Origin of the sequence: Tomitella fengzijianii, from assembly GCF_007559025.1 — a bacterium.
Classification (GTDB): domain Bacteria; phylum Actinomycetota; class Actinomycetes; order Mycobacteriales; family Mycobacteriaceae; genus Tomitella; species Tomitella fengzijianii.
The window spans coordinates 107,798-132,142 of record NZ_CP041765.1 but is presented as its reverse complement, the minus strand read 5'-3'; the positions used below and the strand labels follow the sequence as shown (position 1 = coordinate 132,142).

The window sequence follows — 24,345 nt, the reverse complement described above, 5'->3', positions numbered from 1 at the left end:
GTCACTGATCCACGAGACCGCGTGCCATTGTGGGGACATGACAGGGATGCGGCACGACAGGCGGACCCCCGTGCTGTTCGCCCTGATCTTGTCGATGGCCCTCGTCGCGATGGACACGACGATCGTCGCCACCGCGGTGCCGCAGGTGGTCGCGGATCTCGGCGGATTCGCGCAGATCGGCTGGGTGTTCTCCGTCTACATGCTGGCCCAGACCGTGACGATCCCGGTGTACGGCAAGCTCGCCGACCAGTACGGCCGCAAACCCGTGCTGGTGTTCGGGATCAGCCTGTTCCTGCTCGGCTCGCTGCTGTCCGCTCTGTCGTGGAACATGCTCGCGCTCATCGTCTTCCGGGCGATCCAGGGCTTCGGAGCCGGCTCCATCGGCGCCACCGTCAACACCGTGGCCGGCGACATCTACAGCGTCCAGGAGCGCGGCCGCATCCAGGGCTACCTGTCCAGCGTGTGGGGCATCTCGGCGGTCACGGCCCCGGCGCTCGGCGGCGCGTTCGCGGAGTACCTCACCTGGCGGTGGATCTTCCTGGTCAACCTCCCGATCGGTCTGCTGGCGCTGGGACTGATCGTGCGGCTGCTGCACGAGGACGTCGAGCGCCGCAGGCACCGCATCGACTTCGCCGGCGCCGCGCTGGTCCTCGTGTCCGCGTCGCTGCTCATCCTCGGGCTGTTGCAAGGCGGCACGGCGTGGGCGTGGGGCTCGGCCCCGAGCATCGCCACCTTCGCGCTCGCCTTCGCCACGGCGGTCGCGGTGATCCTGGTCGAACGCCGCGCCGCCGAGCCCATCCTGCCGTTGCACCTGTGGACGCGCCGGCTGCCGGCCGGCTCCTACGCGGCCACGCTCACCGCCGGGCTGATGGTCATCGGGCTGTCGATCTATCTGCCCAACTGGGCGCAACAGGTGCTCGGACTGGACGCGGTGGCCGCGGGCTTCGCCCTTGCGGCCATGAGCATCACCTGGCCCACCGCGTCCGCGCTGTCCGCCCGCCTCTACATGCGCGTCGGCTTCCGCAACACCGCGCTCGTCGGCACGGCCTTCGCCGTCTCCTCGGGCGTGGTGTTCAGCCTGCTGTCGGTCACGTCGCCCGTGTGGCAGGCGGTGCTGGGCAGCGCGCTCATGGGCGCCGGGATGGGGCTCATCGTCTCTCCGCTACTGGTGGGCCTGCAGAGCACAGTCGGCTGGGACGAACGCGGCACCGTCACCGGCGGGGCGATGTTCGCCCGCTACCTGGGTCAGAGCCTGGGCGCGGCGGTGTTCGGCGCCGTCACCAACTCCGTGCTCCGCGGTCACGAAGGCGACCCGCCGGCCGTAGCGATGAACGCGGCCACCCACGCCACCTTCGTCGGGATCCTCGCCGCCGCGATCGCGACCGCCCTCATCCTCGTATTCGTGGTCCCGCGCGACTTCCGGGCACGCGCCGACGGAGAGCCAATTACGTAACGCGTAAACATGTAATATGCGATCGGGAACAGCGCCGGGTGGACGAGGAGTGCGAATCGTGGACGAACCGCGTTCCCCCGACGCGCCGCAACAGTCGCGCCGCCCACGCGCGGGGCGCCCCCGGGACGCCGCGAAGGACGAGGCGATCCTGGCCGCCGCCCGGCGCCTGCTGGCCGCGCGGGGCTACCAGAAGACCACCATCGCAGCGGTGTCACGCGAGTCCGGAGTCAACACCCCGGCCATCTACCGGCGCTGGCCCACGCGCGTGGCGCTGATCGAAGAGGCGGTCCACGGTCCCGCGGGGCAGCCACTCCCGGAGGCCACCGGGGACCTGCGCGCCGACGTCGAGTCCTGGGTCCACGTTTTCCTCGCCCGCGCGGCCCGGCCGTCCGCACGGGCCGGGGTGCCCGGGCTGCTCTCCGATGCACAGTCCGAGGACGACCGGTCCCGGCTCCTGCGGATCGGCGCGCCGGTGCGTCGGGCGTTCACGGCGCTGATCGACGCGGCCGAGGATCGCGGCGAGGTCCCTCCCGGAGCGGATACCGCGCTGCTGTTCGAGATCTTGTCCAGTTCCACCTCCATGCGCGGACTCACCCGGGGCATGGAGGAGGCCGACGCCTACGTCGCCGAGCTCGCCGGCGCACTCCTGGTCCTCGCCGCGCATCATCGCGAAGTACACCCGTAAGAATAGGAGCCCCTATGAAGCTCGACGTGCAATTGGATGCGCCGCTGGAGGATTCCGCCGCCCGGGCGCGCGAGCTCGTGGCGTGCGGGGTGGACGGGCTGTTCACGTTCGAGGGCGGCCACGACGTGTTCCTGCCGCTCGCGCTCGCCGCGCAGGCCGTCGAAGCGGACCTGATGACCAACGTCGCGATCGCGCTGCCTCGCAGCCCGCTGCACCTGGCGCACATGGCCTACGACCTGCACACGCTCAGCGGCGGCCGCTTCCGGCTGGGCCTCGGCGCGCAGACCCGGCCGCACATCGAAAAGCGGTACGGCGCAACGTGGTCCCGTCCGGCCGCCCGCATGCGCGAGACGGTCGCCGCAGTGCGGGCCATCCTCGACGCGTGGGAGAGCGGCACCGCGCCGGACTTCCGCGGCGAGTTCACCACCCACACGTTCATGCCGCCGATGTTCGACCCGGGACCGAATCCCTACGGGCGCCCGGAGGTCTGCATGGGCGCCCTCGGTCCGGTCATGACCCGCACCGCCGCCGAGGTCGCCGACGGCCTGCTGGTCATGCCGTTCAACACCGCCCGGCACTTCCGCGAGCACACGCTGCCCGCGGTCGACGAGGGGCTGAAGCGCAGCGGACGCACCCGCGCCGAGTTCGCGATCCACCCGCAGGTCATCGTGGCCACCGGCCGCACGCCGGACGAGCTCGAGCGCGCACGGAAGGGCGCACGATCGCTCTTGGCGTTCTACGGGTCCACCCCCGCGTACCGCCGTGTGCTCGACGCGCACGGCTGGGGGGAGACGCAGCCGCGGCTCAACGCCCTGCTCAAGGCCGGCGAGACCGCCGCGATGAACTCGCTCATCACCGACGGGATGGCGGCCGAGCTGTCCGTGCACGGCACACCCGAGGAGTGCGCGGAGCAGATCCTCGAGCGCTTCGGCGACCACGCCGACAGGGTGTGCTGCTATTTCCCCGGCTACGAGGTGTCCGATGCGCACATCGCCGACCTCGCCGCGGCGGTGGCGTCGTGAGCGCCGTGCTGCAGGAGACCTCCGCGGGCATCACCGTGCTCACGCTGCACAACCCCGAGCGGCGCAACGCCTTCACCGCGGGGATGGGACGCGCGCTCAGCGCGGCCTACCGCGCCGCCGACGAGGACGACGCGGTGCGGGCCATCGTCGTCACCGGGACCCCGCCGGCATTCTGCGCGGGGGCAGACATGTCGGCGGCGGGCTCCACTTTCGACTCGCCGCAGGACGGATTCACCGCGTCGCCGATCGACCCGCCCGCCTTCGCGTTGCGCACCCCCGTGATCGCCGCCGTCAACGGGCACGCCATCGGGATCGGGCTGACGATCGCGATGCAGGCGGACATCCGCATCCTCGCCGACGACGCCAAGTACGCGATCCCCCAGGTTCGGCGCGGCATGGTGCCGGATGCCATGGCGCACTGGACCGTCCCGCACATCGCCGGCACGGCGGTGGCCGCCGACGTCCTGCTGACCGGCCGCACCTTCTACGGCCCCGAGGCGGCGCGCATGGGCCTGGCCAACCGGTCGCTGCCCGCCGACGAGGTACTACCCGCCGCCATGGAGATCGCCGCGGACATCGCGGCGAACGTCTCCCCGCTGTCCGCCGCGCTGTCCAAGCAGCTGCTGTGGAACACGACTCGCCGCGGCTACGGCCCCGAGCGGGTGGCGGATCTCGAGACCCAGGCGCACCTGCAGGTGATGGGCACCGACGACGCCCGAGAGGGCGGTGCGTCGTTCGTCGAGCGGCGCGCGCCGCGGTTCACGTCGCGGGTGCCGCGTGACTGGCGGGGACTCGACTGAGCCGAGTCCCGCGCACGGCGCCGAGCGGAGTCAGGTCGCCGAGTCCCCGTCGCTTCGCGGACGTGCGCGCACGTGCATCCGCTCGCCCTGCGGGCCGAAGAGCACGAGCAGCTCCACCGGCCGGTCGTCGGTGCTGCCGAACCAGTGCGGGGTGCGCGTGTCGAACTCGGCCGCCTCGCCCGCGCCCAGCACCAGGTCCAGCTCCCCCAGCAGTAGACGCAGGCGTCCGTTCAGCACGTACATCCACTCGTAACCCTCGTGGCTCCGTTGCGCCCCGGGCGCCTTCTCCGGACCGATGATCATCTTGAAGGCCTGCACGCCCCCGGGCCGGCGGGTCAGCGGCAGATAGGTGCGGCCCTCCGCGCTCACCGGCTGCGACCGCACCCGCGGGTCCTCCGTGGCGGGCCCGTTCACCAGCTCCTCGAGCGGCACGTCGTGGGTCCGCGCCAGGCGCAGCAGCAGTTCGAGGGTGGGCTTGCGGCTGCCCGACTCCAGCCGTGAGAGCGTGCTCACGGAGACGCCGCTCGCCGCCGACACGTCGGTCAACGTCGCCCCTCGCTGCTCCCGCACCGCGCGGAGCCGCGGTCCCACACGCCCGATCGCCCTGTCGATGTCATCGTCGTCCATGATCCCATTTTGCCAATTCAGCAACTAAGTTTGTCAAATACGGGGCACCCGCGCATTCTGGTGGCATGACCGATACGCACGATGCAGAACCCACCCGGAACGCGAGTTCCGCACACACCCACGAGACCCTCGATGCCGTCGTGATCGGCGGCGGGGCCGCCGGACTCAGCGGCGCGCTCGCCCTGGCCCGCTCCCGGCGCAGCGTACTGGTGCTCGATGCCGGCGAACCCCGGAACGCCGTCGCCGCGCACGTGCACAACTTCCTCACCCGCGACGGCACGCCGCCCGCCGCGCTGTACGCGGCGGGGCGGGAGGACCTGGAGGGCTACGGCGGCAGCGTCGTCACGGCGCGTGTCACCGACCTGTCGCGCGACGGCGAAGACTTCCTCGTCACCTTTGACGACGGCGGCACCCGCACCACCGTCCGCGCCCGCAGGCTGCTCGCGGCCACCGGCTCGCACGACGAGCTGCCCGACGTACCCGGCCTTGCCGAGCAGTGGGGCTCGGGCGTGCTGCACTGCCCCTACTGCCACGGCTGGGAGGTGCGCGATCAGCGGATCGGCGTGCTGGCCACCGGACCTATGGCCGCACACCAGGCTCTGCTGTTCCGGCAGGTCAGCGAGCATGTGACCATGATCCGGCACGGGGCGGCGCCGTTCGGCGACGCGCAGTCCGCGCAGTTCGCGGCACTCGGCATCCCCGTCGTCGAAGGCCCCGTGGCGGCCGTCGAGTCCGACTCGGGCGCGCTCGCGGGGGTTCAGCTGGCCGACGGCTCCGTCCTCGGACTCGACGCGCTGGTCGTCGCCCCGGTGACGCGAGCCCGCGCCGGGGTGCTCGCGCCGTTGGGGCTGGAGCCGCGCGACTTCCTGGCCGGCGACACGCTGATGGGAACCGTCATCGACGCCGACCCCACCGGGAAGACCGCCGTGCCCGGCGTCTACGCGGCCGGCAACATCACCGACCCGTCGGCGCAGGTCATCGCTTCCGCGTCGGCCGGACTCATGGCCGGCGCCGCGATCAACGCCGACCTGGCCGCCGCGGACGCCGCGGACGCGCTGTACGAGTACCGGTACGGCCAGCGGGCCTGGGACGACCGCTACAGCGGGAGCGGCGGCCACGAGCACGGCCATTCGCACGCCGGCCACGCCTCCGACGGGCGGATGTGGAGCGGCAGGCCCAACGCCGTGGTGGTCGACGAGCTGTCGGACCTGCGGCCCGGCAGCGCATTCGACGCCGGCGCCGGCGAGGGCGGCGACGCGCTGTGGCTCGCGGAACGCGGCTGGAAGGTGACCGCCGCCGACCTCTCCACCGTCGCGCTCGAGCGCGGCGAACGCACCGCGGCGCACCGCGGGCTGACGGTCGATTGGCGCCACCTGGACCTCACGCGCGAGGCGGCTCCCGGGAGCTTCGACCTCGTGACCGCGTCCTACCTGCACATCCCTGCGGACAAGCGCGCGGCCCTCTTCTCCCGCCTCACCGCCGCCGTGGCGCCGGGCGGCACGCTGCTCATCGTGGGCCACCACCCGAGCGACGCGGACTCCGGCGTGCGCCGCCCCGACCTCGCCGACATCGGCTGGACCGCAGAGGATCTGGCGGAGTCGCTGCCGGACGGTTGGGCGGTGGACACGTGCGTCAGCCGCGCGCGGACGGAGCACGGGCCGGACGGCGGCGAGTGCACCGTGCACGACGCCGTCCTGCGGGCGCACCGCGCGTCGTGACGCCGCCGCGGCGGCCGCATCAGCCGGGAAACCCGGGCAGTCCGACCAGTCCGTAGTAGGCGGCGATCCCGACGAACACGACACCCCCGGCGGCCACGACGGTGTAGGCGACGCGGCCGGGCGCGGCCCACCAGCCGCGCACCCAGGCCGCCGGGGCGGCGACGACGGTGCCTGCCACCGGCAACGCCAGTGCGGCACCCACCCAGGGCAGGGACGTGAGCAGGGGCGACCCCAACAGCACGCGCTCGGACAACGCGTTGCCGTCGGCGACGAGGACCGCGAACTGGCAGGCGAACACCACGCCCAGCACGCCTGCGAGCCATGCGGCGAGCCGGGCGCCGGACTGGGCGCGCCCGCGCCGGGAGGTACCGGCCTGCGTGCGAGCCCCGCGCCACCGTTCCCAGGCGACGACCGCCGGATAGCCGGCGGCGGCGAGCAGCAGCACCACCGCGGCGGCGCCGACCGCGATCAGGTGCGGTCCGGGCACCTCATACCAGGCCAGCCGTTCGTACGCCGTGGCCTCCGGCCCCGCGCCCGCGAGCACGCCGTCGGCGAAGGCGATCCGGCCTGGCCCGCCGACCTCGGTGAACACGCCCGGCGACCGCTGAACCCAATGCTGCTCGCCCACGGCCGGATCCATCGAGAGCCCGTCGGTGACGATCCGGCCGTCCCTCTCGGCCCGCACCTGCACCGCCGAGGTCAGGCCCGCGAACCTCATCATCGAGTCGCTGCTCACCGTGGACGGCCGATAGGTGCCGGCGAACCGGTCGGCATTCCCGACGGCACCCGCCCCCATCGCGCCGGGCTCCTCTGCACCGGGCTCAGGTTCGCCCGGTGCCGGCGGAACCAGCCCGCGGATCAGCGCACGGGTGAGCTCCTTGGCATCCCAGAACGCCGCCCCGTCCACACCGTCCCCGTTGTAGGTGACGAACACGCCCACACCTGCTTCGGGCACCAGCGCGAGATTGCTGTGGAATCCCGGAAGGTCGCCGTCCTTGACCAGCACCCGCCGCCCGTCCCAGGAGCGTTCCGCGAAGGCGTAGGCCATGCCGGGCACCCGATCGTCCTGCGTGAAGTGCTGCCGCTGGACGCGCGCTGTCACGCCCGGCCCCAGCGCCGGATCGTCGCCCAGCTGGCCGACCATGAACCTGCCCATGTCGGCGGCCGTCGTCACCACGCCCGCGCCCGTCGGGGTCCACGGCCCGAACTGCCCGCGGGCGACCTCGAAGCCGCCGCCCGCGGGCCGATAGCCGGTGGCAGGCGACGCTTCCACCGCGGTCGGTCGAGGCTGGGCCAGGGTCGTCGAGTCCATGCCCAACGGCGCCAGGACCGCCTCGCGGACGTACTGCTCGAACGGCTTTCCGGTGATCGCCTCCACCAGGTGTCCCGCGAGGGCGAATCCGTAGTTGTCGTAGGCGACGACGCTGCCGGGTTCGCGCACCCGCGCCGGCGGCGCGTCGGCCACGCTCCGGCCCAGTGACTGCAACCCGCCGCCGGTGGCCGAGGCGCGGCCGACCACGTCGTTGTCGAACCCGCCGGTGTGCGTGAGCAGGTGCTCCGCGGTGACCGGCGTCCCCGGGTACGTGTCGGGCACCTGCATGTCGTCGAGGTACTCGTTGATGTCGGCGTGCGGGTCCAGCCTCCCCTGCCCGATGAGCCGGCCCAGCGCGGTCGCCGTGAACGTCTTCGCCACCGAGGCGGGGAAGAAGCCGGTGCGCTCGGCTTCCACCGGGCGCGCGTCGTCGACGTCGGCCAGGCCGTACCCCCGGCTGAAGACGACCCGCCCGTCGGCCACCACCGTCACGGCGGCGCCGGGAATGCGGTCCGACTCGAGTTGCCGGGACACTGCCTCGTCGGCGATCTCCTCGGCCACTGCGCCGGGGCCGACCGCCGGCGGCTCCGCCGCATATGCCGCGGCGGCCGATACCGTCGCCGACGCGGCGGCCAGCGACGCCACCGACACGGCCCGGGCCAGCATGGTCCAGGGACGCTTGCACCGGGTCGCCGCGGTCCTGGTCGCCTCAGTACTGGTCGCCTCAGAACTGGTCGCCTCAGCGGGGAGCATCGCCTACTCCAGCCCGTCCCAGAAACCGCACCGGTGTGCGGCCCCCGCGTCGATCGGCCCGACGGCGCCCGGGGCGAGCTGCTGCACCAGGGTCGTATCCGGCGCGGCCGGCGCCCAGCGCGGCGCGCCCGCGTGGTTGGGGTCGCCGGTGTGCGCGAAGCTCGTCCAGTACCCCACCATCAGGTCCGCGAGGCTCCGCTGACCGCCCGGCAACAGCATGCTCTGCCCGCCCAGGTCGAAAATGTACGGGAGGTCGGTCGCGTGCGCGGCGCCCATCGGGAACTGCGGCACCCACGTGAAGTTGACGTTGGGCGCGTTCGGGTCCGCGAACTCGTAGGCGTAGGTGGCGCCGCGCCTCGCCAGCGCGCGATCGCCCCGCAGCGTGGGGCACGCCCACGTCGCGTCGGTGACCAGCGTCGCCCACGCCAGCGCGGCGTTTCCGTAGCGGCTGATCGGATACTCGGTGGCCACCGCACCGGCATCGCCGCCGAAGGCCCGGGCCAGCAGGTCCGGGTAGGTCGGCGCAGTGATGGTGGTGGGGTCGTGCATGATCGCACCCGCCACGAACGAGCGGGCCTCGTCGCGGTTGCCGCCGCTGATCACGGGCACGTCCAGCACTGCGCCGCCGGCCAGCGCCGTCGCCGGATCGGCGGGCACCAGCTCCGTTCCGTACGCCAGGTGGTTCGCGAACTCCTGCATGTGCGGCACCAGCTCGTCCACGGTTTTCGTCCGCATGCACGCGAGCACGTCCTGCGTGCACCCGAGCCGGCGCGCCAGGTCGGCCCCGTCGGCGCGGGCTTCGGCCACCGGGACGTACGGGGTCTGGGCCGGCGATCGCGGGAACTGGGTTCCGGCCGGCCAATCCAGCATGCACGAACCGGAGGAGATGATCGCCTTGTCGATCAGCCCCTCGGCGCGGGGGCTGCTCAGCGCCGCGCACACCGACATGCCGCCCGCCGATTCACCGAACACCGTCACGTTGCCGGCGTCTCCCCCGAAGGCGGCCGCATTGGCCTGTACCCACTCGAGCGAGGCGAGCTGGTCGGCCAGCCCGAAGTTCCCCGATCCGGGAAGACCGGGAAGGCCGAAGTACCCGAAGACTCCGAGCCGGTAATTGACGGTGACCACGATGACGTCGCCCTGCTCGGCCAGGCGCGTGGCGTCGTACTCGCCGCCGGACCCGCTGGTGAAGCCGCCGCCGTGCCACCAGACCATCACCGGCAGCTGCGCATCGGGAGCCATGTTCCGGGGCGTGGTGACGTTGAGGTGGAGGCAGTCCTCACCGGGCTGGGGCCCCTGTTGCATGGACCCGGTCGGCCCCGCCGCGGCCTGTGCGCAGCGCGGGCCGGCAGCGGTGGCGTCGCGTACGCCCGCCCACTGCGCGACAGGCTGCGGCGGCGCCCACCTCAGATCATCGACAGGCGGTGCGGCGTAGGGGATGCCGAGGAACTCTCGGGTCGCGCCGGAGGTGCTGCCGCGGACGGCTCCGGAATCGAGTTCCACGGTCAACGGCGCGGCAAGCGGCGCCTGTGCGTGGGCGGTGACGGCGGTCGTCGCCATGAGCAGCGCTGCCGCCATTGCACTCATGACCGTTCGTGCGATGCGTGTTCGAGGGTCAGTCGGGGTCGTCGTGCGCTTCATGGGGTTCTCCGCTCGGAGGTGCGGCGCTCCGCGTCGCCGCGTCGAACAGGGCCTGCAGCTCGGCGGCATACGGCTGCGCCGGCCGGCCAGCGACCACATGCGCGAGCGCGCCGTCGAGCGCCTGCCGGATGGTGCGCGCCATCACGTCCACATTGAAGTCGCGGAACTCGCCCCGGGTCTGCCCCTCGAAGAGCAGCTCCCCCAACCGGTCCAGTTCGCGGATGTGCCGCCGATCCCCACCGCGCGTGGGCGCGTCGTCCTCGAACCCGGCGAACACCGCGTGCAGAGCGGCGACGTGCCGGGGGTAGGCGGCGTAGAACTCGACGCTGCTGCCGATGAAGGCGAGCAGGAACTCCCGCGGAGTGGTGGTGACGCGCAGGCTCGGCTCCAGCGTCTCCGCGCCGAGCTCGTACACGCGGGCTATGACCTGGTCGATCAGCTCGCCGCGGTCGCGGAAATGGTAGGTGAGCACGCCGCGGCTGACCCCGGCGCGCCGCGCGATACGCACGGTCGAAGCGCGGGCCAGGCCTACCTCCGCGATCACCTCGATGGCGCATTCGACGAGCTGACGGCGGCGGGCACCCCGGATGAACGTCTCGCGTTCACTCTCGCCGCGGTCGCGACCGCCATCACCTTCCAGCACCATCGGCATTAATTTAGCACCCCTGTTCAATGCTGTACAGGATTGTTCAGACCCGTCCGCCGCGCCACCGGGACGCACCCGCCGTCACTGCGTCCTGCCGAGGAACCCCAGCAACACGGCAGACGGCGCCGACGTCGCGGGCCGGAGCTGCGGACCGAAGCGGACCCCGCGATCACCCGGCGTGACGAGTAACCGCGCGGTCGGCAGCAGGTCCCGCGCAAGGGGCTCGGGAAGCGCGGGGCCCGGCGGCCCGGTCGCCGCCACGTCGTGCCCGTGGACCGCGATCTCCAGCGCCCCCGCCCGCAACAGCAGCCCCGGATCCAGGTCCGCGTCGGCGAGCCGGACGTTCCGAGTTCCGGCCGCCGACCAGGCGCCCAGCAGATCGCACGCCTTGCATCGCAGCGCCTCGACGCGCGCCCCGACCGGGCCCGCGGCATCGCCCCCGCACCCCGCACGCGGATGGATATCGACGACGCCCGCGCTCGCTTCGATGAACGCGTCGAGCGCATCGGACATGTGTTCCAGGAGCCGGCCCAGATTCCACTCGCTGCAGGGCGTGGGCGCCGACGGATCGTCCCCGGCCGACTGCAGGGCGCCGCGCGTGTACGACACGGCGCGTTCCAGCAAAGCAACGGGCTCCGTCACATCCGCCCTCCTCGCAGCAACCGGATGCCAATGGTGACCGGCGTCCGCACCCCGAGTCATCGCCCCGCGCGATGAGTCTCCGTGAGGACGCCGGTCGATACTCCCAGAACCGCACATCGCGCCCCGGCGCACAAGCAGAAAGCAGGCACGCACATGGCACGCATGCTCTTCGCCAACCTCCCCGTCGCGGACGTCGCGAAGGCCCGCGAGTTCTGGACAACACTGGGCTTCGGATTCAACGAAGAGTTCAGCGACGACAAGGCCGCGGCGCTGGTGGTCAACGAGCTCGCCTGGGTGATGCTGCTGCGCCAGGACTTCTTCCACGGCTTCCATGGCACCGCGCCGCACTCGGGCACCGAGACGTTTCTCGCGTTCGACGCGCTGAACCGCGCGGAGGTGGACGAGCTGTGCGCCAAGGCCGCGGCCGCCGGCGCCACCCACACCGAGTGGCGAATGGAGGACGGCCCGATGTATGCCGGCGCGTTTCGCGACCTCGACGGGCACCTCTGGGAGGTGCTGCATATGGACATGTAGCCGGCTTCTGGCACCGGAATCACATTCTGTGGGGGTGCGATGGTGGGAAACCGCCATCGCACCCCCACAGAATGTGAAGCATGTTCCACGGAGCTTTCAGGAACCCGAACTCACGGCCGCGCCGGCACCGGCAGTTCCGTGCCCGTGCGCGACCGGTCGCGCAGATCCTTCACGCCCACGCCCAGCGCGAGCACCACGACCACGGCGATCAGCCCGAATCCCACGGGCACCGCGACCGCCCACGACGCCGCGTCGAGTGCCGCGAACACCGCCGCGGTGATGACGGCGATGCCGACCGAGGTGCCGATGCGCTGCCCCGTCTGCATGATCGCCCCGGAACTGCCCGCGTACGCGAGCGGCACGTCCGCCAGCGTGAGCGTCTGGTTGGGGCTGATCACCGAGCCCTGCGCGATGCCGATGAAGACCAACGACCCCATCAGCCACCACTCGCTGAGGTGCCCGCCCTCGTGCAGGACCACGACGGCGACGCTGAGCGCCAGACCGGCGAGCGCGCTCACGAGCCCGCCGATCACCACCTTGCGGCCATAGGTCATCACCCTTGTGCCCGCCCAGTGCGCCGCGACCGCCGAGATGAGCGCCGCGGGGATGCCCACCGCGCCCGCCGCCAGCGCGGAGTGCCCGGCGCCGTCCTGCATGTAGAGGGCGACGAGCACCCAGATGCTCGTCATTCCCAGGAAGTACAGCGCCACGATGATGCTGCCGTTGGTGAAGCTGCGGGTGGAGAAGATGTTCAGGTCCACCATCGGGCTGTTGCCCTTGCGGGCGTAGCGGCGTTCCCACCGCACCCAGGCGTACGCCAGCAGCACGCCCACCGGCAGGACCAGCCAGATGAGCGCCGTGACCCCGGATTCGACGAAGGGCAGCAGCACCGCGAGCACGGCGAGCCCCAGTAGGACCGAGCCGACCGGGTCGAGTGCGCGTACGGCATCCCCTACCCGCACCACCCGGCCGGTGGCCGCGTCCCGGATGCGGCTGAACAGCGGGCGCGGAAACCACAGCAGCGCCAGCGCGAGGCACGCGAGGCCGATGGGCACGTTCACCAGAAACGTCAGCCGCCAGCCGATGTCCGGACCGCCCAACTCGATGAGGAGCCCGCCGATGATCGGGCCGATTCCCACAGCCACTCCGACGGCGCTGCCGAAGAAGCCGAACGCCCGGCCCCGCTCTGCGCCGCGGAAGTACTGCTGGATCATGCCCACGCCTTGCGGGTTCAGCAATCCCGAACCCAGGCCCTGCATGAAGCGCGCGGCATTGAGCGCATCGGCGTTGGGTGCGAGCCCGGCGGCCACGGACGACGCGGTGAAGATGACCACGCCCAGGATGAAGATGCCGCCGCGGCCCATCAAATCGCCGGCACGGCCCGCGGCGACGAGCACGATGCCGAAGGTCAGCGCGTAGCCGGACAGCACCCATTGCACGTCGGACTGCGCGGCGTCGAGGCCCTGTTGTATCGAGGGCAGCGCCACGTTGACGATGCTGACGCCGACGAGCGACATGAAGATCGCGACCAGCAGCACCGCCAGGACGCGCCAGCGGACCGGATCGGGTGCGGCGCCGGCGGCGCCACCGCTGGATCCGGTCTGCTCCACCACTGCCGCACGCCTCCTCAGAACCTCGCCCTATGCCAGGCGAACGATGCCGCCACCGGGAACATTCCCCGGCGTGACCGGCTATGCGCCCTGCCGGGTTCGCCAGGCCCTCGGCGCCTGCGTCGTCAGTCGGCCGTCGGGCAGATCCCGGGGATCTTGACGTTGCGGAGGGTGTCCGGGTGCGCGGACCCCGCTCAGATGTCGCCGAATGCGGCGGCGTAGCGGATGACGCCGGAGGGCACGGCTCCGCCGTCGAGGCTCAGCACCATCAGCGCCTCGTCCGGCACGGCGGTCCGCATCCGCACTCCGTGCGCCGATGCGCGCTCGAAACCGAACCGCGGGTAGCACTCCGGGTGGCCGAGCACGATCACGGACCTCTCCCCGCGCCGGCGCGCCTCCTCGAGCACCGCCCGGGTCACCGCCGTGCCCGCGCCGGTCCGGCGCGGGTCGCCCAATGCTGTGTGGCGGGCACGGCGTTCGAGGTTCTCAGCCGATCACTTCGGAGGCATCCGGATGCCGCCGTCCACCCGGACCACCTCGGCGTTCATGTACGAGTTGGTGAGCAGCTCCTCGACCATCGACGCCAGCTCGTCCGGCACGCCGAGGCGCTTGGGGAACAGCACGCTCTCGCCCAACTTGGCCTTGAACGCGTCCGACTCGGGGCCGCTGCCGTAGATGGGGGTGTCGATGAGCCCCGGGGCAATGGTGTTGAGGCGGATGCCCGCCGCCGACAGGTCGCGCGCCACCGGCAGGGTCATTCCCACGACGCCGCCCTTGGACGACGAGTAGGCCGCCTGGCCGATCTGGCCGTCGAACGCGGCCACCGACGCCAGGTTGACGATGGCGCCGCGGTCCTTGTCCTCGCCCGGGTCGTTGCGGCTCATCGCGGTGGCGGCCAGGCGCACGGCGTCGAAGGTGCCGATCAGGTTGATGGCGATGACCTTCTTGTACACGTCGATGTTGTGCGCGGACGCGAACTCGCCGTCGCGGCCGATGGTGCGCTGCGCGGACCCGATGCCGGCCGAGTTGACCAGAGCCTTCAGCGGCGCAAGCTCGATGGCGGCGTTGACGGCGGCCTCGATCTGCGCGGTGTCGGTGACGTCGACGGGGACGAACACGCCGTCGATCTCCTGCGCGAGCTGCTGCCCGGCGTCCGCGTTGAGGTCCGCGACGACCACCTTGGCGCCGCGCTTGGCCAGCCGGCGGGCGGTGGCGGCGCCGATTCCCGAAGCGCCGCCGGTGACGATTGCACTAGCTCCCCTGATCTCCATGATCCGCAGCGTAAAGCACCGCCCGGACTGCTCACCATGAGGCCCCGGTCACACCGCCGGGGCGGTGGATCGGCGGGCGGAATCAGGTGGCCGCCGCCTCGCCGTCGGCCCGCAGCAGGGCGAGCATCAGCCGGCAGAGCTCGCCTTCGTAGTCGTCGAGGCTCTGCCAGACGCCGCTCACCTGGTCGCGCTCCCATGACGCGAGTGCCGAGACGACGAATCGGGCCGCGAGCGCCACGCGCGCGGTGCGCAACGGCTGCGCCAGGTGACCGAGTTCGGCGGCGATGTCCGCATAGATGCTCTGCATCGCCTCCATCCCCCGGATCGGCGGGTAGTCCGGGTCGCCGGGCACCAGCGGCTCCGGCGTGTTGACGAAATCGGCATGGATGCCGGCGAGCCACTGTTCGTTGAACTGCGCCCAGTACGACGGCGTATGCCGGGAGACCTCGGCGACGAAGGGGCTCACGTAGGCGATGACGAGCCCGTGCAGGCGGTCGTCCGACTCTTCGGCGGCGATGCGCAGCTGTCGCTGTTGCTCCGCCCCCGTCGAACGTGCCGCCCACACTGCGGCGAGCAGCCCGTGCCAGGAGCCGAAGTAGTAGGCGATCGCCCCGTGGTTGCGCTGCCCGGCCGCGCGGATCACCTCGCGCACCGAGATTCCCCGCAGCCCGCGTGCGGCCACGAGCCGCTCGGCGGCATCGATCAGCGCCTCACGGGTGTCGGGCTTGGGCATGCGATGAGGATACGCGATGCTAAGGTCAGCCAACCTAGGTCATATGACCTAGGTTGGCTGACCTAGGTCGGCTGATCTACATTCTCCGACGGCCGAGTGATCGGTCGCGGCGGCGATCACGAGAAAGCGCTAAGCATCCATGCACACATCACGCATTGCACGACGAGCTCGATGGGCCGGGGCGGCGGTGATCGCAGCGACGGTGCTCGCCGGCTGCGGTTCGAACGCGGACGGCGACGGGGCATCCGCCGCGGCATCGGGGGACATCGCCTACGGCACGCTGCTGTCGAGTCAGCCGTCGACCGGCGACGCGGTGCTCCCCAGCGCCGCGGGAAACACCCGGGTGACCTACATGTCCGAGGGACCGCAGGGCGATCCGGCCGTGGTCTCCGGCTCGGTGTCCGTCCCCGGCGGTCCCGCACCCGACGGCGGGTGGCCGGTGATCAGCTGGGCGCACGGCACCACCGGCGTCGCCGATGCCTGCGCCCCCTCGTCGGGTTCGGTTCCCGGATCGGACGGCGAATACCTGCGCTACGTGGACGACACCCTCGACCGCTACGTCCAGGCCGGCTACGCCGTCGTGCAGACCGACTACGTGGGCCTGGGAACTCCCGGCGTCCACCCCTACATCAACGGCGACTCCGAGGCCAACGCCGTCACCGACATCGTCACCGCGGCGCGCGAACTCGACTCGTCCATCGGCACCACCTGGTACGTCGCCGGGCACAGCCAGGGCGGGCACGCCGCCGTGTTCACCGCCGCAGAGGCCCCCTCGCGCGCACCCGACCTCAACCTCGAGGGCGCGGTGGCCATCGCGCCCGGCAACAGGCTCGGCGACACCCTGCAGTACTTCGCCGCGGGCGGGCCGGACGTCCGCGCCGCGCTGGGCTACCTTCCGCTGATCCTGCTCGGCGCGCAGGCAGCCGACCCCGGGCTGAAGGCGTACGACTACGTCAGCGACCCCGTCGACCCGCTTCTGGACGCGGCGACGAACGGCTGCACCGACGCCACCTTCGCCGCTGCCCAACACGTCCCGGTCGACAAGATCATCCCCGACGACGCCGACCTGACGCCGATGGCCGACTACCTCGCGAAGCAGAACCTCGGCGGGCTCACGCTGCAGGTGCCCACCCTCATTCTGCAGGGCACCGCGGATTCGTCCGTGACCGAACCCAGCACCACCGCGCTGGTCGACACCCTCTGCACCGCCGGCAATCCCGTCTCGTACAAGACCTACGACGGCCTCGAGCACACCCCCACCGTGCCCGCGTCCTTCGACGACGCTCTCGCCTTCATCCGCACACTCGGCGACGGCGGCGCACCCGGCGGAGTCTGCGGGGCCTGACTGCACCCGGCCGGGAGGCCGGGGCACCCCGGGCAGGTCCCGCACGCCGGCGGAGCACGGCCTACCGCATGGGGCGTTCCCCGGCGCATGCATCCGCCATCCGGTGACCGAACTCACCGCGTCAACAGGTGACGTACGCACGTCCGATAGGCGATGTCCCTTAAGAAGGGATGATCCGCAACCGCAACCGCGTTGCAGACACCGGACCCACTGCCCGGCGCACCCCACAAGGGTCACGGCCGCGGAGTTCCACCACGCCCACGTCCCCGATCGGAGGGGTTTGCAGGATGATGCAGGCACGCACAGCACGAAACCGCGGGTTCACCGGAATCGACCAGCGCGCACTCGACGCGGTGGTCCAGGAGCTCTCGGCCCCGGGACGCCGGGGCGACTGGCTGACCGTCGACCAGACCGCCAGCGCGGCGGGGGTCTCCACCGACACCGCCGGCCGCATCACCGCGTACCTCGCTTGGGACGGCGCGATGGAGGCCGCCGCGAACAGGGACGACACGCGGTACCGGATGCGCGCCGACGGCGAGCCCCGGCCGCGGCGGGTGGTGGGCGCCCAGCCCTGACCCCGGTGGGCAGACCGCCCTCCCGGCGGGCCCGCCGTTCCGAGCATCGTGTGTGCAGGATCCGCCGGGATTGCGTACGCGGATCATGTACATCGCGCTCGAAACGGCGCGGCCGGCCCGCGCCCGAAACGCAGCAAAGCGCCGGGACCTCGTGAATGCGAGGTCCCGGCGCTTTGTTCTGTGGGCGAAGGGGGACTTGAACCCCCACGTCCCGAAGGACACTGGCACCTGAAGCCAGCGCGTCTGCCATTCCGCCACTCGCCCGAGCAACGCGATCGAGACTAGCACGGTGTCTCGTGGGCCCTCAAATCCCCTGTTCACACACGTGTGATCTGCATCGATGCGCGCGGCCCGAGATGCGGCGACAATGGTTGACAGGCCATACGGACCGGTGTAGCAGTACCCGCCCAGTATCCTCGAATGGTCAGGAGTCCCCGCTCCTGCTCACTGTGGTTACGCCGCGCGGCGGGAGAGGAGGCAGTCGGTGGGGTTTGTGCAACGCTTCGAGCGCAGGTTGGAGGGCGCCGTGGACGACGCCTTCGCGCGGGTGTTCGGCGGCAAGATCATGCCGGCGGAGGTTGAGGCCGCGCTGCGCCGGGAGGCGTCCGACGGCCTCCGTATGCAGGGGGACCAGCCGGTGGTCCCCAATCACTATGTGCTGACGGTCAGCGATTCGGACGAACAGAACCTGACGGCCGACGCAGAGCTCACGCTGCGGTCGTTCGCCACGCACCTCGCCGGATTCATCGACGAGCAGCGGTGGCAGACCTACGGCGACGTGTCGGTGGAGCTGCAGTCGTCGCCCAACCTGCACACCGGACAGTTCCGGGCGCAGAGCTCGATCGACCCGGATGCCGGATTCTCCGTGTCCTCGGATCCGGTGCCCGGCGAGGCGCCGCCGCGCGGTGCGGACTCCGCGCGGCCGCCCCAGGTTCCACGGGAAGCGCCCGACGCGCCGGCCGGCGGCCTGCCGTCCGAGCGCTACCGCGCGCGCAACGAGGGCCGGCTCACCGCCTCCCCGGCCCCGCAGCCCGAAGCCGCCCCTCCGCGACGCGGCGAGGAGCCGCGGGCCGAGGGGCGGCCACTGCACGACCCTCCACATCCGAGCGGCCGGGAGCCCGCATACGGCGGCGCCGCCTACAACGCCTGGGGTGATCCGGGTTACGCACCTGACCGCACCCCCGGACCGGACGCCCAAGACGGATACCCGCCTCGGGACCGCCCGCCGGAGGACCGCGCCCCCCGGAATTATGCGGCGCCCGGCTACGGCGTGCAGGGGCAGCCGCCGCAGGACTACCCGGCTCAGGACCACGGAGCCCAGAACTACGGGGCCCAGATGTATGGAACACAGGGCCGCGGCGCTCAGGGCTACGGAGCTCAGGGCTACGGAGCTCAGGGCTACGACCCCCGCGGCCACGCCCCCCAGGGCTACCAGCCTCAGGCCTACGGACGGCAGGACTACGGACAGCAGGACTACGACCCGCGTTCGGGCTACCCCCCGCAGGATCACACGCAGGGCTACCAGCAGCAGGAGTACCCGCAAGCGGGAGGCTTCGGGGCCTGGTCGCAGCCGCGCACCCAGGGCGTACGGCTGGTCCTCGACGACGGCAGCGGACGCACCTTCGACCTGCGTCAGGGCTCCAACGTGATCGGCCGGGGCCAGTCCTCGCATTTCCGGGTGCCGGACACCGGCGTGTCCCGGCAGCACGCCGACGTCCAGTGGGACGGCGCGGTGGCGCTGCTCGTCGACCTGAACTCCACCAACGGCACCGTCGTCAACGGCAACCCGGTCACGGAGTGGCAGCTGGCGCACGGCGACATCATCCGCGTGGGCCACACGGACATCGCCGTCCAGTTCCGCTGATCACCTCCTGCCGCATCGTGGCAGGTGGCGTGCACATGCGCCGGTGAGACGGGCGGAACGTCCGGCCGCACAAGTACGATGATCACTCGGTAGCGCGCACGACCGGCGCGGGCCCCTGCTCCGCGCCCGGACGGGGGTCCCGGCCAGTAGGCTGCGATCGGCGCCGCCGCCAACATGCCCGCCCGACGCCACGCCCCAGAACGATCGTCACTGCCCGTAAGAACCCCCCCCCGGGTGCCCGCCACCCACCGACATCGAGGAGGTGGACCACCGTGCAAGCTCTGGTGCTGCAACTGACGCGTGGCGGCTTCCTGCTGCTTCTGTGGCTATTGGTGTGGGCGGTGCTGCGCGTGCTCCGCACCGACGTCTACGCCGCTTCCGGCTCGCGGTTCTCCAGCGCCCGATATCCGGTCAAGCCCGCGCGCATCAGCGGCCGTCGCGCGAAGGTCGCCAAGCATCTCGTCGTCACGCAGGGCGCTCTGGCGGGGACCCGGATCACGTTGGGGACGCAGCCGGTGCTCATCGGCAGGGCCGACGATTCCACCCTGGTGCTCACCGACGACTACTCGTCTGCCCGGCATGCAAGGCTGTCGCCGCGCGGCTCGGAGTGGTACGTGGAGGATCTCGGTTCCACCAACGGCACCTATCTCGATCGCGTCAAGGTCACCACGGCCACGCCCGTCCCCTTGGGAACGCCGGTGCGCATCGGCAAGACCGTCATCGAGCTGCGCTCGTGACGCTGGTACTCAAGTACGCCGCGCGCAGCGACCGCGGCCTGGTGCGCGGCAACAACGAGGACTCCGTCTACGCGGGCGCACGGCTGCTCGCCCTGGCCGACGGAATGGGCGGGCACGCCGCAGGCGAGGTGGCCTCCCAGCTGATCATCGCGGCGCTCGCGCCGCTGGACGACGACGATCCGGGCGGGGACCTGCTCGGCAAGCTCGAGGCCGCCACCCGCGCCGGCAACGAGGCCATCGCCGATCACGTGGAGGAGGAGCCCGAGCTCGAGGGCATGGGCACCACCCTCACCGCGATCCTGTTCGCCGGCAGCCGCCTGGGCCTGGTGCACATCGGCGACTCGCGCGGCTACCTGCTGCGGGATGACCAGCTCACACAGATCACCCGGGACGACACCTTCGTCCAATCGCTCGTCGACCAGGGGCGCATCACCGCCGAACAGGCCAAGACGCACCCGCAGCGTTCGATGATCATGCGTGCGCTCACCGGCAACGACATCGAGCCCACTCTGACGATGCGCGAGTCGCGCGCGGGTGACCGCTACCTGCTGTGCTCGGACGGCCTGTCCGACGTCGTCAGCACCGAGACCATCGCGGACACCATGCGCGAGGGCGATCACCGCGAATGTGCGGACCGCCTCATCGAGCTCGCGCTGCGCAGCGGCGGGCCGGACAACATCACCGTCGTCGTCGCCGACGTCATCGACCTCGATTACGGCCAGAGCCGGCCGATCGTCGCCGGCGCGGCGTCGGACGAGGAGGACGAGGCTCCGCCCCCGGACACGTCCGCGGGGCGCGCCGCGGCGATGCGCCCGCCGGCCGCCAAACCGCGCAGAGTCCTCGCGACCCAGCCGCCGCCGGCGGCGAAGCGGCGCTGGGGGCGCATCGGTTTCGTCGCCGCGCTGCTCATCGTGCTCGCGGGCATCGCCGTCACCGTGGCGGTCATGTGGATCCGCAGCAGCTACTACGTGGGCGAATCCGACGGCCTGGTCGCGGTGCACCGCGGGATGCCCGGATCCGTCCTCGGCATATCGATGCAGAGCGTGCAGCAGGTGGGGTGCGTCGACGGCGAAGGCACCCTGCAGCTCGTGGCGCCGGATGCCGACCCCGCGGACTGCGATCTGCTCACCATCGACGACCTGCAGCCCGCCGCGCGGGAGCAGGTGCGCTCGGGCCTGCCCGGCGGCAGCCTCGAGAACGCGCAGCAGCAGATAGGCCAGCTGGCGCGCACCGAGCTGCTGCCGGTCTGCCGCCCCGCCGCGCCCGCGCCGGAACCGGGCACGGCTCCCGGCGCGCCGCCGCCTGCCGCACCCACCGCCCCGGCCGAGCCCACCCCGGCGCCCACGCCGTCCGATGCCGCGCCGACGGGCGCCTCCGAGTTCGCCCCCGGCCAGATTCCGGGACAGAACTGTCGGGTGGGCGCCTGATGAGCACACCCGGACCCTCAGCGGAGGACACCGCGTTCCACAGCCCGCCCGGCGGCTTCGCGCCGCCGCCGCAGACCAAGAGCGGCCGCACGGCCGAACTGTGGCTCACGCTGTTCGCGATCGCCGTCGTGTTCGCGGCACTCGTCATCGTCGAAGTGGCGATGGAACAGCACCTCACGTGGGACCTGGCCAAGTACGCTGCCGCCTACACGGTGCTGATGGTGCTCGCACACCTGGTCATCCGCCGGTTCGCGCCGTACGCCGATCCGATAATGCTGCCGATCGTGGCGCTGCTCAACGGGCTCGGCCTGGTCCTCATCCACCGACTGGACCTGGCCGACGAGGAGACCCAGGCCTTCCTGGGGAACCCCGAGCCCGGCTCCGATGCCAATCAGCAGATCATCTGGACGTTGATCGGGCTGATCTGCTTCGCAGTGGTGCTGTATTTCCTGCGCGACCACCGCGTGCTGTCCAGCTACAGCTACACGCTGGGGCTGGCCGGCCTGGTGCTGCTGATCATCCCGGCCTTGCTGCCGGCGCAGTTCAGCCAGGTCAACGGCGGCCGCAACTGGATCCGCTTCGCCGGTTTCTCGATCCAGCCCGGCGAGTTCGCCAAGATCCTGATCATCGTGTTCGCCGCGGCGTTCCTGGTGTCCAAGAAGGACCTGTTCACCACCGCCGGCAAACACGTGTTCGGCCTCGACGTGCCCCGGGCACGCGACCTGGCCCCGTTGTTGGTGGCCGTCGTCCTGGCCATCGGCATCGCCGTGCTGAACAAGGACCTGGGCTTCGCCCTGCTGATCTTCGGGACCATCCTGGTGATGATCTACGTCGCCACCGACCGCGCCAGCTGGCTGTTCATCGGCATCGGGCTGTTCCTGCTGGCCGCCACGGCCGCTTACTTCATGTTCGACCATTTCCGCGAGCGCGTGGAAGTGTGGCTGGACCCGTTCGCCACCTACAACACCAGCGGATACCAGATCTCGCAGGCGCTGTTCGGCTTCGCGACCGGCGGGCTGGCCGGCACCGGCCTGGGCAGCGGCCAGCCGAACACCGTGCCGTTCGCCAAGACCGACTTCATCATGGCCACGGTGGGCGAGGAGCTCGGGCTCATCGGCATGGCCGCCGTGCTGATGCTGTTCGCCGTCCTGGTGATCCGGGGACTGCGCACTGCGCTCGCCGTCCGCGACAGTTTCGGCAAACTGCTCGCGGCGGGGCTGGCGTTCACCTTGGCCTTCCAGCTGTTCGTGGTGGTCGGCGGCGTCACCAAGCTCATCCCGCTGACGGGCCTGACCACCCCGTTCATGTCCTACGGCGGCTCGTCACTGCTCGCCAACTACATCCTGCTGGCGATCCTGGTCCGCATCTCGGATGAGGCCCGCCGTCCGCCGGAGGCGCCCGCACGCCGCAATCCCACGCCCATCGGGGACGCCCCCACGGAGATGGTGAGGAGGGTCGAGTGAACACACCCATGCGGCGCGTCGCCATGCTGGTGATGGCCATGGTCGTCGTGCTTCTCGCCGGCGTCACCTACCTTCAGGTGTTCAAGGCGGACGAGTTGCGCGCCGACCCGCGCAACCAGCGCGTTCTGGTGGACGAATACTCCCGGCAGCGCGGCCAGATCTCCGCCGACGGGCAGGTGCTCGCGGCATCGACCGAGACCGACGACCGCTTCAAGTTCCTGCGCGTATACCCCGAGAACCCCAACGCGCCCACCAGCCCCGAGGCCAACGCGCCCGTCACAGGGTTCTATTCCCTCAACTACGCCAGCAGCGGGCTGGAGAAGGCAGAGGACCAGATCCTCAGCGGCTCCGACGACAGGCTGTTCGGCAATAGGCTGTTCGACCTCGTCTCCGGCCGCAACCCGCGCGGGGGCAACGTGGAGACGACGATCAACCCCGTGTTGCAGCAGGTGGCCTACGACCAGCTCACCGCACAGGACCTCACCGGCTCCGTCGTGGCGCTGGATCCGCGCACGGGCGCGATCCTCGCCATGGTCAGCGCACCCAGCTACGATCCCAACCTGCTGGCCGGGCACGACGGCAGCGAGGTGGCGGAGAACTGGAACCGCCTGCACACGGACCCGCGATCGCCGATGCTCAATCGAGCGATCTCGCAGACCTATCCCCCCGGTTCCACCTTCAAGGTCGTCACCTCGGCGGCCGCGCTGGAGGACGGCGCCACCATCAACGACCCGCTCACCGCCGCGGCGGGGCTGACGCTCCCGGGGACGAACACCGTCCTGCACAACTACGCGGACGAACGCTGCGGGCCCGGCGACACCGTGCCGATGATCGAAGCGTTCGCGCGCTCGTGCAACGCGGCGTTCGCCGAGCTCGGAATCAAGTACGGCGCGGACGCCCTGCGCGATACCGCGGAGGACTTCGGATTCGGGCCGGATACCCCGTCGATCCCGTTGCCGGTGGCCGACTCCACCGTGGGCACCATCCCGGACGCAGCCGCACTGGGTCAGTCGAGCATCGGACAGCGCGATGTGGCTCTCACCCCCCTGCAGAACGCGGTCATCGCGGCTACAGTCGCCAACGGCGGGGTTCGCATGCAGCCTTACCTGGTCGACGAGCTGGAGGGACCGGATCTGAAGACGTTGTCCACCACCTCGCCGACGTCGCCCGGCCAGGCCATCCCGCCGGACGTGGCCGGCGAGCTCACCGAGATGATGATCGCCTCCGAGCAGGACACCACCGGCGCCGGCAGCGTGCCCGGGGTGCAGATCGCGTCCAAGACGGGCACCGCGGAGCATGGTTCCACCCCCAAGCAGACGCCGCCGCACGGCTGGTACATCGCGTTCGCGCCCGCGCAGAACCCGGTCATCGCCGTCGCCGTGATCGTCGAGGACGGCGGCAACGCGGGCCTGTCCGCCACCGGCGGCAAGATCGCGTCGCCCATCGGACGCGCGGTCATCGAGGCCGCCGTGCAAGGGGGGCAGTGA

The 24,345-nt window shown here is 71.4% G+C and carries 22 protein-coding genes and 1 tRNA gene; 13 read left to right on the top strand and 10 right to left on the bottom strand.

The window, feature by feature from the left end:
- Positions 1-37: 37 nt before the first annotated feature.
- The 4 genes from FO059_RS00630 to FO059_RS00615 are packed head-to-tail and all read left to right on the top strand — an operon-like array spanning position 38 to position 3,960.
- Positions 38-1,453: an MFS transporter gene (locus tag FO059_RS00630; protein WP_168226566.1), complete on the top strand. Its 1,416-nt coding sequence runs from the start codon at positions 38-40 to the stop codon at positions 1,451-1,453.
- A 58-nt stretch (positions 1,454-1,511) separates the two neighbouring features.
- Entirely contained in the window at positions 1,512-2,138 is a 627-nt protein-coding gene (locus tag FO059_RS00625) for a TetR/AcrR family transcriptional regulator (protein ID WP_233266868.1), read from the top strand.
- A 14-nt stretch (positions 2,139-2,152) separates the two neighbouring features.
- Positions 2,153-3,160 carry a TIGR03617 family F420-dependent LLM class oxidoreductase gene (locus FO059_RS00620; protein WP_143905490.1) on the top strand — a complete coding sequence of 336 codons (1,008 nt, stop codon included), beginning with the start codon at positions 2,153-2,155 and terminating at the stop codon, positions 3,158-3,160.
- On the top strand, positions 3,157-3,960 hold the full coding sequence (locus FO059_RS00615; RefSeq protein WP_143905488.1) for an enoyl-CoA hydratase/isomerase family protein: 804 nt from the start codon (positions 3,157-3,159) through the stop codon (positions 3,958-3,960). Before FO059_RS00620 ends, FO059_RS00615 begins: the two co-directional genes overlap by 4 nt.
- 30 nt (positions 3,961-3,990) lie before the next feature.
- Here the strand turns inward: FO059_RS00615 and FO059_RS00610 are convergent, their stop codons facing one another.
- Positions 3,991-4,587: a helix-turn-helix transcriptional regulator gene (locus FO059_RS00610; protein WP_143905486.1), complete on the bottom strand. Its 597-nt coding sequence runs from the start codon at positions 4,585-4,587 to the stop codon at positions 3,991-3,993.
- A 65-nt stretch (positions 4,588-4,652) separates the two neighbouring features.
- On the opposite strand from FO059_RS00610, the gene FO059_RS00605 reads away from it, so the two are divergent.
- A complete protein-coding gene (locus FO059_RS00605) occupies positions 4,653-6,305 on the top strand; it encodes a bifunctional NAD(P)/FAD-dependent oxidoreductase/class I SAM-dependent methyltransferase (protein WP_143905484.1) in 1,653 nt (550 codons plus the stop codon).
- A gap of 19 nt (positions 6,306-6,324) precedes the next feature.
- Here FO059_RS00605 and FO059_RS00600 read toward each other — a convergent pair whose 3' ends face one another.
- From FO059_RS00600 to FO059_RS18265, 4 genes are all read right to left on the bottom strand, one after another.
- Complete coding sequence (locus tag FO059_RS00600) at positions 6,325-8,370, bottom strand: serine hydrolase domain-containing protein (protein ID WP_143905482.1); 2,046 nt, start codon at positions 8,368-8,370, stop codon at positions 6,325-6,327.
- 3 nt (positions 8,371-8,373) lie between these two features.
- On the bottom strand, positions 8,374-9,957 hold the full coding sequence (locus tag FO059_RS00595) for a carboxylesterase/lipase family protein (protein WP_210416601.1): 1,584 nt from the start codon (positions 9,955-9,957) through the stop codon (positions 8,374-8,376).
- A gap of 28 nt (positions 9,958-9,985) precedes the next feature.
- Positions 9,986-10,657 (bottom strand): TetR/AcrR family transcriptional regulator, encoded by a 672-nt coding sequence (locus FO059_RS00590; RefSeq protein WP_158726597.1) that lies wholly within the window; start codon positions 10,655-10,657, stop codon positions 9,986-9,988.
- A gap of 81 nt (positions 10,658-10,738) precedes the next feature.
- Entirely contained in the window at positions 10,739-11,299 is a 561-nt protein-coding gene (locus tag FO059_RS18265; RefSeq protein ID WP_158726598.1) for a maleylpyruvate isomerase N-terminal domain-containing protein, read from the bottom strand.
- Between the two features lie 153 nt (positions 11,300-11,452).
- On the opposite strand from FO059_RS18265, the gene FO059_RS00580 reads away from it, so the two are divergent.
- On the top strand, positions 11,453-11,833 hold the full coding sequence (locus FO059_RS00580; protein WP_143905476.1) for a VOC family protein: 381 nt from the start codon (positions 11,453-11,455) through the stop codon (positions 11,831-11,833).
- 110 nt (positions 11,834-11,943) lie between these two features.
- On the opposite strand, the gene FO059_RS00575 is transcribed toward FO059_RS00580, so the two are convergent.
- The 4 genes from FO059_RS00575 to FO059_RS00560 form a co-directional block, all read right to left on the bottom strand.
- On the bottom strand, positions 11,944-13,446 hold the full coding sequence (locus tag FO059_RS00575; RefSeq protein WP_233266869.1) for an MFS transporter: 1,503 nt from the start codon (positions 13,444-13,446) through the stop codon (positions 11,944-11,946).
- A gap of 191 nt (positions 13,447-13,637) precedes the next feature.
- On the bottom strand, positions 13,638-13,898 hold the full coding sequence (locus FO059_RS00570) for a GNAT family N-acetyltransferase (RefSeq protein WP_199257055.1): 261 nt from the start codon (positions 13,896-13,898) through the stop codon (positions 13,638-13,640).
- A 39-nt stretch (positions 13,899-13,937) separates the two neighbouring features.
- Positions 13,938-14,714, bottom strand: a complete 777-nt coding sequence (locus FO059_RS00565) for an SDR family NAD(P)-dependent oxidoreductase (protein WP_143905474.1) — start codon at positions 14,712-14,714, stop codon at positions 13,938-13,940.
- Positions 14,715-14,796: 82 nt separating this feature from the next.
- A complete protein-coding gene (locus FO059_RS00560) occupies positions 14,797-15,447 on the bottom strand; it encodes a TetR/AcrR family transcriptional regulator (protein ID WP_143905472.1) in 651 nt (216 codons plus the stop codon).
- Between the two features lie 139 nt (positions 15,448-15,586).
- On the opposite strand from FO059_RS00560, the gene FO059_RS00555 reads away from it, so the two are divergent.
- A complete protein-coding gene (locus tag FO059_RS00555; RefSeq protein WP_143905470.1) occupies positions 15,587-16,792 on the top strand; it encodes a lipase family protein in 1,206 nt (401 codons plus the stop codon).
- A gap of 287 nt (positions 16,793-17,079) precedes the next feature.
- Entirely contained in the window at positions 17,080-17,367 is a 288-nt protein-coding gene (locus tag FO059_RS00550) for a hypothetical protein (protein ID WP_143905468.1), read from the top strand.
- A gap of 181 nt (positions 17,368-17,548) precedes the next feature.
- Here the strand turns inward: FO059_RS00550 and FO059_RS00545 are convergent.
- Positions 17,549-17,631, bottom strand: a tRNA-Leu gene (locus FO059_RS00545).
- Between the two features lie 220 nt (positions 17,632-17,851).
- Here FO059_RS00545 and FO059_RS00540 point away from each other — a divergent pair.
- From FO059_RS00540 to FO059_RS00520, 5 genes are all read left to right on the top strand, one after another.
- On the top strand, positions 17,852-19,231 hold the full coding sequence (locus tag FO059_RS00540; RefSeq protein ID WP_143905466.1) for an FhaA domain-containing protein: 1,380 nt from the start codon (positions 17,852-17,854) through the stop codon (positions 19,229-19,231).
- A 272-nt stretch (positions 19,232-19,503) separates the two neighbouring features.
- Positions 19,504-19,968, top strand: coding sequence for an FHA domain-containing protein FhaB/FipA (locus FO059_RS00535; protein ID WP_143905464.1), 465 nt, complete (start codon positions 19,504-19,506; stop codon positions 19,966-19,968).
- Positions 19,965-21,395 carry a PP2C family protein-serine/threonine phosphatase gene (locus FO059_RS00530; protein WP_143905463.1) on the top strand — a complete coding sequence of 477 codons (1,431 nt, stop codon included), beginning with the start codon at positions 19,965-19,967 and terminating at the stop codon, positions 21,393-21,395. Before FO059_RS00535 ends, FO059_RS00530 begins: the two co-directional genes overlap by 4 nt.
- Entirely contained in the window at positions 21,395-22,858 is a 1,464-nt protein-coding gene (locus FO059_RS00525) for an FtsW/RodA/SpoVE family cell cycle protein (protein ID WP_143905461.1), read from the top strand. The genes FO059_RS00530 and FO059_RS00525 overlap by 1 nt, the downstream gene beginning before the upstream one ends.
- A complete protein-coding gene (locus tag FO059_RS00520) occupies positions 22,855-24,345 on the top strand; it encodes a peptidoglycan D,D-transpeptidase FtsI family protein (protein WP_143905459.1) in 1,491 nt (496 codons plus the stop codon). The genes FO059_RS00525 and FO059_RS00520 overlap by 4 nt, the downstream gene beginning before the upstream one ends.